Origin of the sequence: Sphingomonas sp. Leaf28 (genome assembly GCF_001421685.1) — a bacterium.
Taxonomy (GTDB): domain Bacteria; phylum Pseudomonadota; class Alphaproteobacteria; order Sphingomonadales; family Sphingomonadaceae; genus Sphingomonas; species Sphingomonas aurantiaca.
On record NZ_LMKX01000002.1, the window covers coordinates 1 to 16,435 of the forward strand.

At 64.5% G+C, this 16,435-nt stretch carries 14 protein-coding genes and 1 pseudogene; 13 read left to right on the forward strand and 2 right to left on the reverse strand.

Annotation, left to right across the window (positions count from 1 at the left end):
• The coding region (locus ASE79_RS21575; protein WP_235516775.1) for a hypothetical protein at positions 1-350 on the forward strand (350 nt) is incomplete at its 5' end.
• A 202-nt stretch (positions 351-552) separates the two neighbouring features.
• On the opposite strand, the pseudogene ASE79_RS06175 reads toward ASE79_RS21575, so the two are convergent.
• Positions 553-1,005 (reverse strand): annotated as a pseudogene (locus ASE79_RS06175) (transposase); the annotation flags it as partial.
• A gap of 100 nt (positions 1,006-1,105) precedes the next feature.
• Between ASE79_RS06175 and ASE79_RS06180 the strand changes: the two are divergent.
• From ASE79_RS06180 to ASE79_RS06230, 11 genes are all read left to right on the forward strand, one after another.
• Positions 1,106-3,313, forward strand: a complete 2,208-nt coding sequence (locus tag ASE79_RS06180; RefSeq protein ID WP_082445126.1) for a TonB-dependent receptor domain-containing protein — start codon at positions 1,106-1,108, stop codon at positions 3,311-3,313.
• Positions 3,314-3,595: 282 nt separating this feature from the next.
• Positions 3,596-4,441: a LysR substrate-binding domain-containing protein gene (locus tag ASE79_RS06185; RefSeq protein ID WP_056413509.1), complete on the forward strand. Its 846-nt coding sequence runs from the start codon at positions 3,596-3,598 to the stop codon at positions 4,439-4,441.
• A 176-nt stretch (positions 4,442-4,617) separates the two neighbouring features.
• A complete protein-coding gene (locus ASE79_RS06190) occupies positions 4,618-5,418 on the forward strand; it encodes an ABC transporter permease (protein WP_056413512.1) in 801 nt (266 codons plus the stop codon).
• Between the two features lie 2 nt (positions 5,419-5,420).
• Positions 5,421-6,176: an ABC transporter ATP-binding protein gene (locus tag ASE79_RS06195; protein WP_056413515.1), complete on the forward strand. Its 756-nt coding sequence runs from the start codon at positions 5,421-5,423 to the stop codon at positions 6,174-6,176.
• Positions 6,176-6,790, forward strand: a complete 615-nt coding sequence (locus ASE79_RS06200) for a cysteine dioxygenase (protein ID WP_037528250.1) — start codon at positions 6,176-6,178, stop codon at positions 6,788-6,790. Before ASE79_RS06195 ends, ASE79_RS06200 begins: the two co-directional genes overlap by 1 nt.
• Complete coding sequence (locus tag ASE79_RS06205; RefSeq protein ID WP_056413518.1) at positions 6,787-8,010, forward strand: rhodanese-like domain-containing protein; 1,224 nt, start codon at positions 6,787-6,789, stop codon at positions 8,008-8,010. Before ASE79_RS06200 ends, ASE79_RS06205 begins: the two co-directional genes overlap by 4 nt.
• A 29-nt stretch (positions 8,011-8,039) precedes the next feature.
• Complete coding sequence (locus ASE79_RS06210; RefSeq protein ID WP_056413522.1) at positions 8,040-9,140, forward strand: LLM class flavin-dependent oxidoreductase; 1,101 nt, start codon at positions 8,040-8,042, stop codon at positions 9,138-9,140.
• Positions 9,140-10,159, forward strand: a complete 1,020-nt coding sequence (locus ASE79_RS06215) for an ABC transporter substrate-binding protein (RefSeq protein WP_082445127.1) — start codon at positions 9,140-9,142, stop codon at positions 10,157-10,159. Before ASE79_RS06210 ends, ASE79_RS06215 begins: the two co-directional genes overlap by 1 nt.
• A gap of 118 nt (positions 10,160-10,277) precedes the next feature.
• Entirely contained in the window at positions 10,278-12,812 is a 2,535-nt protein-coding gene (locus tag ASE79_RS06220; RefSeq protein WP_056413524.1) for a TonB-dependent receptor plug domain-containing protein, read from the forward strand.
• Entirely contained in the window at positions 12,809-14,140 is a 1,332-nt protein-coding gene (locus ASE79_RS06225) for an LLM class flavin-dependent oxidoreductase (RefSeq protein WP_235516776.1), read from the forward strand. Before ASE79_RS06220 ends, ASE79_RS06225 begins: the two co-directional genes overlap by 4 nt.
• An 11-nt stretch (positions 14,141-14,151) precedes the next feature.
• Positions 14,152-14,808: a peroxiredoxin-like family protein gene (locus tag ASE79_RS06230; protein ID WP_056413526.1), complete on the forward strand. Its 657-nt coding sequence runs from the start codon at positions 14,152-14,154 to the stop codon at positions 14,806-14,808.
• Between the two features lie 35 nt (positions 14,809-14,843).
• Here the strand turns inward: ASE79_RS06230 and ASE79_RS06235 are convergent, their stop codons facing one another.
• Complete coding sequence (locus ASE79_RS06235; protein WP_056413529.1) at positions 14,844-15,272, reverse strand: GlcG/HbpS family heme-binding protein; 429 nt, start codon at positions 15,270-15,272, stop codon at positions 14,844-14,846.
• Positions 15,273-15,533: 261 nt separating this feature from the next.
• Between ASE79_RS06235 and ASE79_RS06240 the strand changes: the two genes are divergently transcribed.
• The gene (locus tag ASE79_RS06240; RefSeq protein WP_056413531.1) at positions 15,534-16,412 is read left to right on the forward strand and encodes a TauD/TfdA dioxygenase family protein; all 879 of its coding nucleotides are present in this window, start codon (positions 15,534-15,536) and stop codon (positions 16,410-16,412) included.
• Positions 16,413-16,435: the final 23 nt, after the last annotated feature.

Here is a 16,435-nt window from a genome sequence, read left to right on the forward strand (position 1 = left end):
GCGATATCCAGACCGATCGTTGTGACGTTTCCCATCGCTGCTCTCCTTCGACTCTCCGCAGGACATTCTGCTGGAGGGTTGGAGAGCCGTCCACGTCATCACAATCGGACGTTCACGCCCCTTCCCTCGCTTCCCGACTTTGGACGCTGGTTCATCTTTGCGAAAAACCGATTTTGAAGCCCGGCTATCCGCTCGCGAATGTCGTGATGGGGAGGGAAAGCGGACTGGCGGCTCTTATGTTCGTTTACAAGAGCGCTAGGCATACCAATATCCTTCCATCAGTATTGATGAAGCAAAATAACGTGAAGCTCATGTGCAAAGTTGGAGACAGGGCTTTCGACGACGGTTGACATACTCTTATGCGCGGGTTGGTTACCGCATTTCCGTAGGTTCGTCTGGAGCTGCCTCGGTCCTTCGGTCGGGCGTAGGCTTGTAGCCTGCCACAAAGCCGCCGCGAGGGTTTACCACCGGGGCCCTGTCCCCAAGTTTGCACATCGACAGAAGGTTTAGAGCTCGGGTTTCTCCTTTTCTGGTCTGTTAGCACCTACAGTTTCAAGCCTGCGTCGCAGGTGACACCTCATGCCCGATCGCCCACAAGAAGGCCGCCATCTCGCGCGCGATTGCGGTAACCGCCACAGTCTTGGTCTTGCCCGCCATGATGAGCTTACGATAGCGCGCGCATAGCCTGATCTGAGCCTTCCAGGCGATCTCGCGAACTGATCTTGGCAATCCGTCGAGACGCGCCTCGATGTCACGGCTCACTCGCGCTGGAAAGCGATAGGTCCACGCACCCTCGACCAGCACGCGGCGGGCTCGGACGTTACCAGCCTTTGTGATGCCGCCACGTCGCACCCGGTCTCCGGTCGAGCTTTCAGAAGGCACAAGGCCCAGATAGGCCATCAACTGTGGGGCAGTGTCGAAACGCCTGACGTCGCCAATCTCGACCACGAAGTTGACCGCCGTGATAAGCGCAACGCCGCGCATTGCCTGATAGGCTTTAACGACCGTGAACGATGCTTCGATTGGCGTACATCGGCCTAGGTCCGACAATAGTTGTATCCCGGGTGGCGGTCGAAGAACGCGCCGGGTACGCTGCGGTTGAATCATGTCAGAACCGAAACACTCGCCTCCGCCCGGTGTCCTTTCCCGGACGTTCCATGATCTGCAGGACGAACGCATCGCCGACCTCGATATGCTCACGGCCTTGGCCCGAGCGGGGATGGTCGGCGGTCTCGGGTGGGACGACCTGCTCAGATCCGACCGGATCCTGATGATCTCGGAAGCCGGCGCCGGGAAGACGTACGAGTGTCGCGATCGTCAGAAGGCACTTTGGACGGCGGGTGAACCTGCGTTCTTTCTTGAACTGGTCGAACTCGCGCGATCACCGGTGAGGGAAATGCTCACGATTGAGGAAGAGGTGCGCTTCGACGCCTGGCTCGCCGCGGAGCACGAGGTCGCAACCTTCCTGCTCGATTCGATCGACGAACTGAAGCTTACGCAAGGATCCTTCGAACAGGCCCTCAAGCGTTTGGCGAAGGCTCTGGTAGGTCGGCTCGACCGCGCTCGGATCGTCATCACGACGCGCCCTGTTCCCTTCGATCAGGAGCTCGTACGGCGTCATCTGCCCGTTCCGGACCGATGGCCCGCCGGTGGGTTGGCGGAGTCGTTCGTCGACGTCGCGATGCGGAACTCGCCCAAGGGCGCCGAGGCGGAGTCGAAGCAGTGGATCAGCGTGGCGCTGATGCCGCTTTCGGATGATCAGATCCGTACGATGGCGGTGATCGAGAAGATCGAGGATCCCGATGTGATGATCGCTGATCTGCGGACGCGCGACGCGATGGACTTCGCACGACGCCCTCAGGATCTCGTTGAGTTATGCGCCGACTGGCGCGATCACCACCGCATCCGCACCCATCGAGAGCAGGTCGGGAACAACGTCGACGTCAAGCTGCGACCGCGGCGGGACCGCGACAGGCCGGAACTCGTAGAGATCTCCCCCGAAAGGGCGCGGGCGGGTGCCGGCAGGCTGGCGCTCGCGATGCTGCTCACACGCCGCCTCACGATCCGGCATGCCGCCGAGGCAGATCGGGGAGGCACACCCGGAACGGCCCTGGATCCCGGTGTGATCCTGACCGACTGGACGCAGTCGGAGCTTCGAACGCTTCTGGAGCGCCCCCTGTTCGGCTTCGCCAGCTATGGGCGAGTGCGCTTCCACCACCGCTCGGTGCTCGAGTTTCTCGCAGCCGAGCGTCTAGGCTTCCTGATCGACACCGGGGTTCCCCTCCGAGCGGTGACCTGGAACGCCTACTTCCAGTTCAACGTGGAGGGAACACGCTGGCGGGGTGATTTCGGCCTGCGTTACGTCAACTCCAGCGTGGACTCGCTCGGTTATGGCGCATCGGTGCGCAGCTATCAGGTCATCGGCGTCGGTACCGCCAATGTCGTCTTCAACCCGATCCAGCCGATCGTCGGTGGCGGCGACTATTCGCGCCTTCTTCCTTCCGCCAACTTCGCATACGATCTTGCGGACGGTTTGAGGCTCCGCCTAGCAGCATCTCAGGCCATATCGCGACCAACCTTCGGCCAGCTTTCCTCGGCCAAGGACTATTCGGCCGCCCAGTCGAACACTCCCGTCGTAACGAACGCGGGCAGTCCAGACCTCAAACCGGTCTCGGCGGACCAGGCGGACGTGTCGCTGGAATATTATCCCAGCAACCGCCTCGCCCTCACCGTCGCGGCTTTCTACAAGCACCTAACCAATTTCGTCACGACGCAGGCCGTGCCGTTCACGTTGGTGCCGACGAACCAGGTCGCAGGCGCGCCGGCGAGCTTCCCATTCACCGAACTGACCTACGTCAACGGCGACAGCGCCACGGTCTACGGGATCGAGGTCGGTGGGCAGTATTTCCTGGACAATGGTCTGGGCGTACAGGCCAACGCCACGTACAATCGCTCGCGCGCCGAACGCGAAGGGCGCCCGACGGTTAATCTGGAAGACGCGGTACCGTTCTCGGCTAACGCCAAGCTGTTCTACGAGAAGCACGGGATCAATGCCTCCGTGTCGTACCAGTACCAGTCGAAGTTCGTATCGTCGCAATACAGCTATATCGACAGCCTTGCGATCAAGCAGACACCTTACCACGAACTGGCGGCGAGCGTATCCTACGACATTCTTCCCCAGGTTACCATCTACGCACAGGGATCGAATCTGCTGGATTCAGCCACTAAGCGCTTTTCGACCTACAGCAACGTTCCTGCCTTTTATGAATATACAGGTCGTGCATTTTTCTTTGGTTTTCGCGCCCGAGTTTAATAACTTCTCAGGAAGGTCCGCTTCTTTATCGGGATAAAGGAGCGGACTCGACTTTGGATTTCACAAGCCATAGAATTTCTGTAGTTGCTGAGACCCACAAGCAGACGTTCAGGCCTGCTTTGCCGGCTCCCGGCTTCGGCCGTTCATTAATCTCCGCGATCAGACCGCTTCAATCCTCGATTCCCGCCCATGATGTCGCCTTCCGGGGGCGAGACGCTTCGTTTCTCATCGGACCCATACAGATTAGCTGCTACGCATAAGCGCCTAGCTTCTGGGATCATTATGGCCGTCAACATTCCTACCGACGTGGTGCGCAGCTTCGTCGCGATCGTCGATGCCGGCTCGATGTTGCGCGCCGCGGATCGCGTGTTCGTCAGCCAGTCCGCGCTCAGCCTGCAGATGAAACGGCTGGAGGACCTGCTCCAGGTCGCGCTGTTCCGGCGGGAGGGCCGCAGGCTAGTCCTCTCGGTGCAGGGTGAACGGTTCCTGCCGCATGCGCGCGAACTGCTGAGCGTCAACGACCGTGCTCTGGCAGCACTTGGTGACGGCAGCCTCGCCGGCCCCGCTCGGATCGGGTTCGTGCAGGATTTCGCGGAAACGTTGTTGTCCGGCGTCTTGTCGGTGTTCGCGTCGAGCAACCCCGATGCGTCGCTCGACGTTCGCGTCGCGGGATCGGCCGAACTGCTCGATCTGCTTGCAACCGACCGTCTTGATATCGTCCTGTGCATCGGCGAGGAGACCGATGAAGCCGCCGTCGCCACCGCCGACATGCACTGGCTCGGTAATCCACGGCTGACCTCAGCCGCGATCTTGCCCTTGGCGGTGCTCCAAAAGCCATGCCGATTCCGCGATGCCGCGATTGCTGCACTCGAGGCGGCAGGCAGACCCTACCGGATCGTGCTGGAGACGCCGAGCCTGTCGGCGCTCCGCGCGGCAGTGACGGGCGGGATCGGGATAACCTGTCGAACCGACGCTCTGATGGGGCTCGACCCGGAAATTCACGACGGGCTCCCCGGACTGCCCCGCGTCGCCTATGTTGTGCGCATCAACGACACGCGCCATCCGGTCCTCGACCGACTTCACGAAGTCGTCCTCCGTTCGATTGTTGAATCCGCTAGCGCAGATTGACGCTCTTCACGGCAGCAAAGGCTTTCTTTCCCGGTCGAATAACGCGTTGAAATTGATGACTTTCTAAGCTCGTATTTGCAACGCTCATAAGACTAGCAAGTCATTCTCTATTGAAACGATGGGAATTAAGACCGCATTGAAGGTGCTCCGGAAAACGAGCGTCCGAAAGGCTGTCCATGGCGAAGACGTCCCAACGATCGACCAACCGATCATGGCAGAGCAAGCTGCAGCGTAGCCGCTGGGTATCGCCAATAGCACTCATGCTGGCCTGGGAAGCGGCATCCCGGGTTGGTCTGATCCCCACCCGTACATTGGCGGCGCCTTCGCAGGTGCTGGAGACGCTGTGGGGCATGATCGCGTCGGGTGAATTGCCCGCCAACCTCGCCGTATCGCTGGGTCGCGCGGCGGCGGGTCTCGTGATCGGCGTAAGCCTCGGCATCGTCCTCGCCCTGATCGCTGGTCTCACCCGCGAGGGCGAGGCGGCGGTCGACTCGCCCGTGCAAATGCTGCGGACATTGCCCGCGCTTGCGCTGTCGCCGCTGTTCATCGTCTGGTTCGGGATCGGCGAGACCCCCAAGATCGCGCTGATCGCGTTCGCGACGTTGTTTCCGGTGTATCTCAACCTCTACAACGGCATCCGCGGAGTCGATGTCCGGCTGATCGACGCGGGGCGCAGCTTCGGCCTGTCGCGCGCGCAGATCGTCGCCGACATCGTGCTGCCCGCCGCGCTGCCGCAACTGCTCGTCGGCCTACGCTACGCCTTCTCGGTCGCGGTGCTGATCCTGGTCGTCGCCGAACAGATCAACGCGTCGGCGGGTCTCGGCTTCCTGATCAACAACGCGCGCGATTTCATGCGGACCGACATCATCGTCGTCTGCCTGCTCGTCTATGCCGGGCTCGGCCTGCTCGCCGACCAGTCCGTGCGCCTGATCGAAGACCGTGCGCTCGCGTGGCGCCCCAAGCTCGTGGAGGCCTGACCATGACCATCTCGCACATCATCCCGATGCCGCAACCCGTCCGACCCGTCGTCAAGCTCACGCGGTTCTCGCGCAGCTTCGGCACCAACACCGTCCTCGACAATCTCCATCTCGATATAGCCCAAGGCGAGTTCGTCGCGCTGCTCGGCCGTTCGGGGTCGGGCAAGACGACGCTCCTGCGGACGCTTGCGGGACTCGATACCGCCGATGCGCAGGACGTGATGATCCCGACCTCTCGTGCCGTCGTGTTCCAGGATGCGCGGTTGCTGCCGTGGAAGCGCGTTTGGCGCAATGTAGGGCTCGGACTAAAGGGCCCGGACGTACGCGACCGTGCAGAGGCGGCGCTGCGTGAAGTCGGTCTCGGCCACCGGCTCGACGTCTGGCCGCTGACCCTGTCGGGCGGTGAGGCGCAGCGTGTGGCGCTCGCCCGCGCGCTGGTCCGCGAACCGAAACTGCTGCTGCTCGACGAGCCGTTCGCAGCACTCGACGCGCTGACCCGCGTCAAGATGCACGGCCTCGTGATGGCGCTGTGGCGCGCGCACAAACCCGCGGTGCTGCTGGTGACGCACGACGTCGACGAGGCGATCGCGCTGGCCGACCGCGTGCTGGTGCTCGATAAAGGGCGGATCGTTGTCGAGGAGCGGATCTCGGTCCCGCGCGGTCAGCGAACGAGCATCGCGGCGGCATTGCGCGAGCGGTTGTTGAGTTCGCTCGGTGTCGAGCGGGACGAGCCCCTGCCCTTCGTGAAGGCCGAGTGATGGCGAGCTTGGTTCAGGATCGCCCGCGGCTCGACCGGCTGCGCGACTTCGTCACCGGCATCGGCGCGTTGCTGGATCGTACCCGCGACGAGCGTTCAATGCTCGAGGAAGGCAGCGCTGCACTCGGCAGACTGGTGGCGCACGACGACTGGCTGCCCGATGCCTATGCCGCGCCCGACCCTGACCGCTATCGCCAGTACCTGCTCCACTGCGACAGCCGCGAGCGCTTCTCGGTCGTCAGCTTCGTCTGGGGACCGGGACAGGCCACGCCGATCCACGATCACCGCGTCTGGGGGCTGGTCGGTGTATTGCGCGGTGCCGAACTGTCCGAACGGTTCGCGCGGTACCCGGATGGCGGACTCCATGCCGTCGGCGCGATCGAGCGGCTCGAAGCGGGTGAGGTGGAGGCGGTCTCGCCATCGGTCGGCGATATCCACCGCGTATCGAACGCGTTCGACGACCGCGTGTCGATCAGCATCCACCTCTACGGCAGCAATATCGGCGCGGTCGAACGCGCGACCTATGATGCGGCGGGCACGCCGAAGCGGTTCGTGTCGGGCTATGCCAACGCCGTGCTGCCGAACCTCTGGGACCGCTCGGGAGCCCCCGCATGACTACCCCAAACGACATCCGCACCGCGCTGCTGCTCGGACATGAAGTCGCGTTACTCGACGTCCGTCATGAGGCGGCATTCGCGACTGGCCATCCGTTGTTCGCCGCCAACCTCGCCTTCGATCGTATCGACCTCGAATCGGCGATCCGCCTGCCGCGCAAGGACGTGCCGATCGTGCTGTACGATGACGGCGAAGGCTATGTAGCGACCGCCGCCGCAACGCTGACCGCTCTTGGCTATACGAACATCGAGACGCTTGAAGGCGGACTCGAAGGCTGGCGCGCGACGGGCTTCGAAGTCTTCGAGGACGTGAACTCCTATTCGAAGGCGTTCGGCGAACTGGTCGAGGCGCGCCGCCACACGCCGTGGCTCGCCGCCGAGGACGTCGCCGCGCTGATCGAGGAAAAGGCCGACATCGCGATCCTCGATGCGCGCCGGTTCGAGGAATATGCAACGATGAACATCCCCGGCTCGACCAGCGTGCCAGGTGCGGAACTCGTATTGCGCGTGGCCGAGGCAGTGCCCGACCCCGACACGACGATCATCGTCAACTGCGCTGGTCGCACGCGGAGCATCATCGGCACGCAGTCGCTGATCAACGCCGGAATCCCCAACCGAGTAGTCGCGCTGCGCAACGGCACGATCGGTTGGACGCTGGCGGGCCAGTCGCTGGCACATGGTAGCGACCGTCCTGCGCCAGAAGTTCGAGAAAGCGACGAAACCGCCGCCACCGCCCGCGCCGTCGCATACCGCGCCGGGGTAAAACGCCTGACGCCTGCCGAGCTAGCTGTGCTCGAACGCGATACCAGACGCACGCTGTACCGTTTCGACGTGCGCCGCCCGGACGAATACGCCGCCGGCCACATCACAGACTTCCGCTCCTATCCCGGCGGCCAGCTCGTGCAGGAAACCGACATCGCCGCGCCCGTCCGCGGCGCGCGCATCGTCCTCGCCGACGACATCGGGCCGCGAGCCGACATGACCGCATCGTGGCTCGCGCAAATGGGATGGGATGTGTTCGTCCTGGACGGCGGCTTCGACGGTCTGCTCGAAACCGGTGCCGGTCCGACGATCCCGCCGGGCGATCCCGCGCACCGGTACAAGCGCCCCTACGAAGGCACCGACAACGCCGCAGCCGCAATGCAGGCCTATCTCGACTGGGAATACGGCCTGGTCGACCAGCTCGCGCGCGACGGCACGCACGGCTTCTACGTCATTTGAACCCCGAACGCCCCCACAGGAGACACGTCATGCCCGTCAAGTTCATCGGCTATATCGGTTTCAACGACGCGTCCGAAATCCACGGCGTCGGCAAGGCACGCGGCCTCGACAAGGCCTATGTCGAGGCCGCCGCGATCGCGCAGGAAAAGGGTGGCTTCGACCGCGTCCTGATCCCGTTCGGCTCAGACAGCCCCGAAAGCCAGATCGTCGCCGCGCACGCCGCAGCCATTACCGCCAAGCTCGGTTTCCTGATCGCGCACCGCCCCGGCTTCACGCAGCCGACGCTCGCCGCACGCCAGCTGGCGACGCTAGACCAGCTCTCCGGCGGGCGCGTCGCGGTCCACATCATCACCGGCGGGGCGGACAGCGAAATGGCACGCGACGGCGATCACTCGGTGAAGGACGATCGCTACGCCCGCACCGACGAATATCTGGAGATCCTGAAACAGGAATGGTCATCTGCCACGCCGTTCGATCACGACGGCCGTTTCTACAACGTCCGCCAGGCGTTCAGCCAGATCAAGCCAACCAATCTGCCCGTTTTCTTCGGCGGATCGTCGCCCGCCGCGATCGACGTCGCCGGGCGCCACGCGGACGTCTACGCGCTGTGGGGCGAGACGCAGGCGCAGGTGCGCGAAGCAGTCGGCACGATTCGCCACGCCGCCGCGCGCTATGGTCGCAATCCCGGCTTCTCGCTGTCGCTGCGCCCGGTGATCGCTGATACCGAAGAAGCGGCATGGAAAAAGGCCGACCAGATCGTCGAGAAGGTGCGCGACCTCCGCGAGACGGCAGGCGTTGCAATCAGTGGTCACGCGCCACCGAACGCCGGCTCGCAGCGGCTCCTCGACACCGCCAACCAGGGCTACCGCGTCGACAAGCGCCTGTGGACGGGTGTCGCGGCGCTCGGCGGCGCGCAGGGCAATTCGACCGGACTGGTCGGCACGCCCGAACAGGTCGCGGACGCGATGCTCGATTACTATGACCTCGGCATCGACCATTTCCTGATCCGCGGCTTCGAGCCGTTGCAGGACGCGATCGACTACGGACGCGACCTGCTGCCGGTCGTCCACGACCTGATCGCCGAGCGCGATGCAGAGCGCGATCTCGAACCGAAGCGGGCGGTGGGCTGATGCCGGACTGGACGGATGACGAGGGGGTGGCCGCGACGCCGCCCCCTCCAGCGGAAGGCCTGAAACGCTGGTGGCCGTTGCTGCTGGCCGTCGTGCTCGCGGCAGGCCTGTACGCGTGGCTCGGACGCGGCGGGGCGAGCGGCGACGTGCTGCACGTCGGCAGCCAGCGCGGCGGCACGAAGGCGCTGATGCTCGCCTCGGGCGTGCTCGAGGGTGCGCCCTACCGCGTCGAATGGTCCGAATTCCCCGCCGCGCAGACGCTGCTGGAGGCGATCGGCGCGGGTGCCGTCGACGTCGGGATGGTCGGCGACGCGCCGTTCCAGTTCGCCTATCAGAGTGGCAGTCCGATCAAGGCGGTGGCGGTGCAGTCCGCGACGTCGCGACCGCGCGAAAGCCTCGCGATCCTCGTGCCAGCGCGGTCGCGGATCGTCGATTCAGGCAGTCTGCGCGGCAAGCGGATCGCGACGACACGCGGCTCGGTCGGCCACTACCTCCTTCTGCGTGCGCTCGATGCGAAGGGTCTTAAGCCCGCCGACGTCCGCCTGATCTTCCTCGCGCCGGGTGATGCCAAGGCGGCGTTCGATACGGGCTCGATCGATGCCTGGTCGATCTGGTCCCCCTATAGTGGGACCGCGCTCGCCGAAGGGGCGCGCGTCGTCGCCGATGGCGCGGACTATCTCAGCGGTTATGGCTTCGACGCGGCGAATGCGAGCGCGGCAACGGCGAAGAAGGCGATCCTGACCGATTACCTGAAACGCGAATCCCACGCACTCGATTGGGCCCGCGCGCATCCAGAAGACTATGCCGAGGTGCTCGCCAAGGAGACTGGTCTGCCGCTCAAGATCGCACTGTTCCATGCCAGGCATCTGCCAATGGCACGGGTACCGCTCGACGACACGGTGAAGGCCGAGGAACGCGATGTCGTCGCTCAGTTCCGCAAGGCAGGCGCGCTGACAGGCGATAGACCGCTCGACGACGCGTATCTCCCGCTCGACCAAGGAGCGCCCGGTGCACGCTGAGCTTCGAATGCGGGCCTGACCCGACCGCGACTGCGCCGCACGACCGTCTCTCGTTCTTCCTTCGCGCGTCCCCGCTTCGGCGGGATCGGAGACGCGCGCCTAGCCCACGGACATCATCATGACATCGACCTCCCGCCTGCTCGCCGGTGTCGCCCTCGCGACCCTCGCTCAACCCGCCTTCGCGCAAAACGCGCCACCGGCCCCCGCGACGACCTTAACCGCGCCGGATACGGGCGGCGGCACCGACGACACCATCATCGTCACCGGTGTGCGTGGCGGACAGGCGCGGACCGTCGCCGACAGCCCGGTGCCAATCGACGTCATCAGCCGCCGCGAGCTGCAGGCGACCGGCCGCACCGGGTTGAAGGAAATCCTCGGCAACATCGTACCCTCGCTGACGATGCCCGCACTCGGCGGCGGCGGCACCTCCGCGAGCGTCAAGCCGATCGCGATCCGCGGGCTCTCGGGCGACTATCTGCTCGTGCTGGTCAACGGCAAACGCCGCCACACCACCTCGCTGATCAACAACCTCTCGCGTATCTCGGGCGGTTCGACCCCGGTCGATATCGACCTGATCCCGACCAACGCGGTCGGCCGCATCGAAGTGCTCCGCGACGGTGCGGCGGCGCAATACGGCTCGGATGCGGTGTCGGGAGTCATCAACATCATCCTCGAAGACGCGCCCAAAGGCGGGCGCTTCTCGATCACCGGCGGCCAGCAATATTCGAAGGGCGCGCCGCTGCTCCAGACCGATCTCAGCTATGGCACGAAACTCGGCGAAGGCGGGTTCTTCCACGCCGCGGTCGAAGCCAAATACCATGATCGCGCGGACTCCTCCGCCGACGCAGTGCCGCGGATCCTGCCGCTGGTGAACGGCCAACCCGACCCGCGCGAGGCGACGCTCGACCATGTCTATGCCGGCGGATACGGACGCTCGAACCGCGACAAGATGATCAACGGCTCGTACAATGCCGAGCTGCCGGTCGGCGATACGCTGCGCCTCTACAGCTTCTCGACGCTCAGCTACCGCGACATTCGCGACGCGCGCGGCGCCTATATCCCCTCCTCCACCGGCTATGGCGGCCAGGCGAACACTAGCGGCGTGTCGGTCCTGCCGCAGCTCTACCCGACCGGTTTCCAGGCGTATCGGCGGATCAAGGAAACCGATTTCCAGGTCACCGGCGGCGCGAAGGGCGATCTGGCGGGCTGGGCATGGGACCTGAGTTCCAGCTTCGGCCGCGATCGCGTCTGGCTGGGTGCCGAGAACACGTTGAACCCTTCGATCGGGCCGACCAGCCCGACCAGCTTCTACATGGGCACGCAGATCCAGGATCTATGGGTCAACAATCTCGATCTCAGTCGCGACGTCGAGGTCGGCCTTGCCAAGCCGCTGTCGATCTCGGTCGGCGCGGAGCATCGCTGGGAACGCTTCCAGTCACGTGCGGGCGAACCCGACAGCTATCGCAACGGCGGCTACCAGATCCCGGTCGACGACACGCCGTTCGGGCAACTCTATGGCGGTCGCTATCCGTCGCCGGGGCTCGTATCGTTCACCGGCACCTCGCCCGCCGACGCCGCCTCGCTCAGCCGCAACAACCTGGCCGGCTATGTCGATCTTGCGACCAACGTCACCGACGCGTGGTTCATCGGCGTCGCCGGTCGGTTCGAGCATTACGACGACAGCGCCGGCAATACGCTCAGCGGCAAGGTCTCGACGCGCTATGAACTCGCGCCCGACCTTGCTATCCGCGGCGGCGTCAACACCGGCTTTCGCGCGCCGTCGCTCGCGCAGACCGGATTTTCGACCACGCAGAACACCACGACGGTGATCGGCAACACGCCCGTCTCGACGATCGCCAAGTTCCTGCCGGTGAACAGCGCCGCGGCGATCGCGCTGGGTGCGCAACCGCTGAAGCCGGAAAAGTCGCTCAACTACACCGCGGGTATCACCTACGAAGCGGGCGCGCTGCATCTCACGCTCGACGCGTATCAGATCCGTGTCGACGACCGCATCGTCAAGACCGAGTTCCTCGGGACGGCGTCGAACGGTGGCACCGCGATCCGCGACATCCTGACCGCCAACGGCGTGACCGGCGTCGACAGCGCGCAGTTCTTCACCAACGCGATCGACACGCGCACGCGTGGCATCGACGCGGTCGCGGAATACACGTTGCGCACGAGCGGCCTCGGCGCTTTCCGGCTGAGCGCCGCCTACAGCTACAACAAGACCAAGATTCTCAGCATCGCCGACAACCCTGCCGCACTCAGTTCGCTCAACGTCGTGCTGTTCGGCCGCCAGGCGCAGCGTGATCTGGTCGCCGCGCTACCGCGTACGAAGCTGGTGCTGACCAACGATTGGTCGCTAGGTCGCGTCCATGCGCTCGCCCGCGCAACGCGCTACGGCCGTTACACCGAGTCCAGCAACGTCGCGAGCGGCGACCGGACCTTCGGCGGCAAATGGGTCGCCGATCTCGACATCGGCTACGACCTGACCAACCGCGTCACGCTCGCGGTCGGCGCCAACAACCTGTTCGACACCTATCCCGATCGCAACGGTCTGATCGCCGCCGATGGCAGCGGTGCCTATGGCGGGTTCGCCCCGTTCGGGCTCAGCGGTGGATCCTATTATGCGCGGGTCGGCGTGTCGCTGTGAGCCGCCAGATGCACCTTGCGCTGTTCGTGACCGCGGATGGCATTCACCACGGCGGCTGGCGGCATCCGCAAGCGAGCAGCGCGGACCAGGGCTTCGATTTCTACCGCCGGCTCGCCGCACAGGCCGAAGCCGCCAAGCTCGACATGCTGTTCGTCGCCGACAAGCTGGCGGTCGACGATCTCTACGGCAACCACTTCGCGACCACCGTCCGCTACCGCGCGTCGCGCGGGACGGAGCCGCTTACGCTGCTGTCAGCGCTCGCGGTCACGACCGAGCGTATCGGCCTCGGCGGGACGATCTCGACCAGCTATACCGAGCCCTATCACGTCGCCCGGATGTTCGCGTCGATCGATCATCTCAGCGGCGGTCGCGCGGCATGGAACGCGGTGACATCGGTCAGCGACGCCGAGGCGCATAATTTCGGCCGCGGCGAGCATTACGACCACGCCACCCGCTATGACCGCGCCGCCGAATATCTCGATGTCGTCCGCCGGCTCTGGGATACGTGGGAGGAAGACGCGATTTCCCCCGACAAGGCGGCCGGCACCTATGGCGACCCGGCGAAGGTCCATTACGCCGATCATGCGGGCAAATGGTTCGACGTGAAGGGCCCCCTGTCGCTGCCGCGTCCGCCGCAGGGTCACCCGGTGCTGATCCAGGCCGGGGCATCCGGCGCGTTCCAGGATCTCGCGACGCGAAACGCCGAAATCGTGTTCGCGGTCTATCCCGATATCGATCGTGCCAAGGCCGGCTATCGCGGTTTCAAGGACGATGTCGCCGGCGCCGGACGCTCTCCGGACGCGGTCAGGATCCTGCCCGGCATGGTGCCGATCATCGCCGACAGCGACGATGCCGCCGCCGACCTGCTCGGCGAACTCGACGCGCTGGTCGAACCGCTGGCGGGGCTCAGCTTCATGTCGGGAAGCATGAACTACGACCTCGCCGACCATGCGATCGACGAGCCGGTCCCTGACATCCGCGACCTTATCCGGGGCAGCAAGGGCCGCTTCCACTATGTCATCGGCAAGGCGATTGAGGAAGGCTGGACGTTCGCCGACCTCGGTCGCTGGTACGGCTCCAGCCTGTCGTTCGCCAAGATGGTCGGCAGCCCCCGCACCGTCGCCGGCGAGATGGAACGCTGGCTCGTCGAAGAAGCCTGCGACGGGTTCGTCGTCATGCCTGCGTTCATGCCAGCGGGCATCAACCGCATGCTACACGACGTCTTGCCGTTGCTCCAGTCACGCGGTGTCTTCCGCCGCGACTATTCTGCATCGACATTGCGCGGCCATCTCGGACTCGATCGCCCCGCCAACAGCTTTCACGTGTGAGGAGACCGTTCATGACCGAATCCGTCCGCGCCGCGCTTGGCGCGTTGCAAGACGAGCGTGACCATAGCTGGACGCCGACGCAGTTGGATCTGAACGCCAGCCAGCGACGCGAACTCATCATCGGCTTCGATCGGTCACGCGCGATCAAGATCGGCGATCCGATGCCGAGCTTCGCGCTGGAAGCCGTGGATGGTACGACGATACGACTGAATGACCTGATCTCCACTGGCCCTGCCGTGCTGATCTTCTTCAGGTTCGCCGGCTGCCCCGCGTGCAACGTCGCACTACCCGTCTATCAGCGCGCGCTCTGGCCGACCTTGCGCGACCTAGGTGTACCGCTCGTCGCGATCAGCCCGCAGATTTCCTCTAAACTGTTAGAGATACGGCAACGCCACACGCTCGACTTCACCATAGCGACCGACCGCGACAACCACCTCGCACGCCAGTTCGGCATCACCTTTGAAGCGAACTCAGCAACCCAGCAGGCCGCGACAATACCCTTGGGCGAGGTAACCGGCACGGGCACGTGGGAACTGCCTTTCCCGACGGTTCTTGTGATCGACCAAACAGGCGTCGTTGCCTGGATGGAAGTGACGCCCGACTGGATGAAGCGGACCGAGGCGAACGCCATCATCGACGCCGTCCGATCGATCACCATGAAAGTCTAAAATTTCTCAGCAAATGGCCGTGGCGCTTGCACAGATCACTCCAAGACCGAAAGCCCGACCGCAGCGACGCCGGCAAGCGCACACGCCTCGTCATTGTCGGATGTGTCGCCGGTCACGCCAACGGATGCGATCAACTGGCCGTCTTCGTCGACGATGAGCACGCCGCCCGCCGCAGGCACGACGCCGTGCGGAGAGATTGGCCCGAGCGACGCGACGAACGTCGGTCGCTCCGACGCCATCTCCGCGATCTTGCGGCTTGATATGCCCAAGGCTAGCGCCCCGCCCGCCTTGGCCATCGCGATCTGGGGCCGCAGCGTCGAGGCCCCGTCTTCACGCTGCATCGCGACGAGGTGCCCTCCGGGATCGAGCACCGCCACGCAGAGCGGCTTGAAACCGAGCTCCACCCTCCTCTTCAGCGTCGCCGTGACAATCTTGCTGGCAAGTTCAAGCGTGATGCGCACCATGCATGGTTCCTTTGTATCGACCGCTATCCGGGACGACGGGTAATCGGCGTGAGGTTGACCGGGATCATGGCCAATGGGGAAATGCCTCTACTGCTTTCCGCGATCCACGCCTCGCCCAATTTGCGCCGTTGTTGCACACAAATACGGCCCGGTTGACCGGCCCAAACAAATGCTTTGCGGCTCACGTCGGCGGTCGATCGTTAAAACGGTCATGCGGCAGTCGACCCTCGTCGACTGCGAACGTGCGATTATGGAGTACGGATGATGGGTGATCTTCTGGCGAGTCGACTTGACCTCGACGTGGTCAAAGCGGGAAAGGGCGTCGGCGCGGAGGTTCGGGGTATCGATCTTCGAACGCTCGATGATCAGCAGTTCGCCGACCTGCATCAGGCCTGGCTCGACAATCTGGTGCTGCTCGTCCGCGACCAGTCGCTATCGGATGCGGATTTGATCGCCTTCAGCCGCCGGTTCGGGGACCTCGATCTCGCACCCATCCAGGAGACCGGCCGCCGCTTCGTCGAGGGGCTGCCCGAACTCTATGTTGTCTCGAACGTGGTCGAAGGCGGCGTCCCGATCGGCAGCCTCGGCAATGGCGAGGCGGTCTGGCACACCGACATGTCCTATGTCGAAGTCCCGCCCCAGGCGAGCGCGCTTTATGCGCTGGAAGTGCCACCGACGGGCGGGAATACGAGCTTTATCGATATGTACGCCGTGTACGAGGCGCTGCCCGATGACCTGAAGGCGCGCATCGCCGGACGCCGCGTAAAGCACGACGGCACCTACAACAGTGGTGGTTTCCTGCGCCAGGGCGTCACGCCAAGCGACGATCCGCGCGAGGCGCCGGGCAGCCTGCACCCGTTGATCTACACGCATCCGGAAACCGGTCGCCCCGCGCTGTATCTCGGCCGCCGGCGAAATGCGTATATCGATGGTCTGGATCTGGCCGAGTCCGAAGCGCTGCTCGACGAGCTTTGGGATCATGTCGACGGTGACCGGTTCGGCTGGAGCCATCACTGGCGCAAGGGCGATCTGGTGCTGTGGGACAATCGGTGCACGATGCACCGGCGTGATGCGTTCGATCCGGCAGCGCGGCGCGTGATGCACAGGACGCAGATCAAGGGGACGGGCCGACCTGCATGACGGGCCGTAGCCTGAGCCGGTCC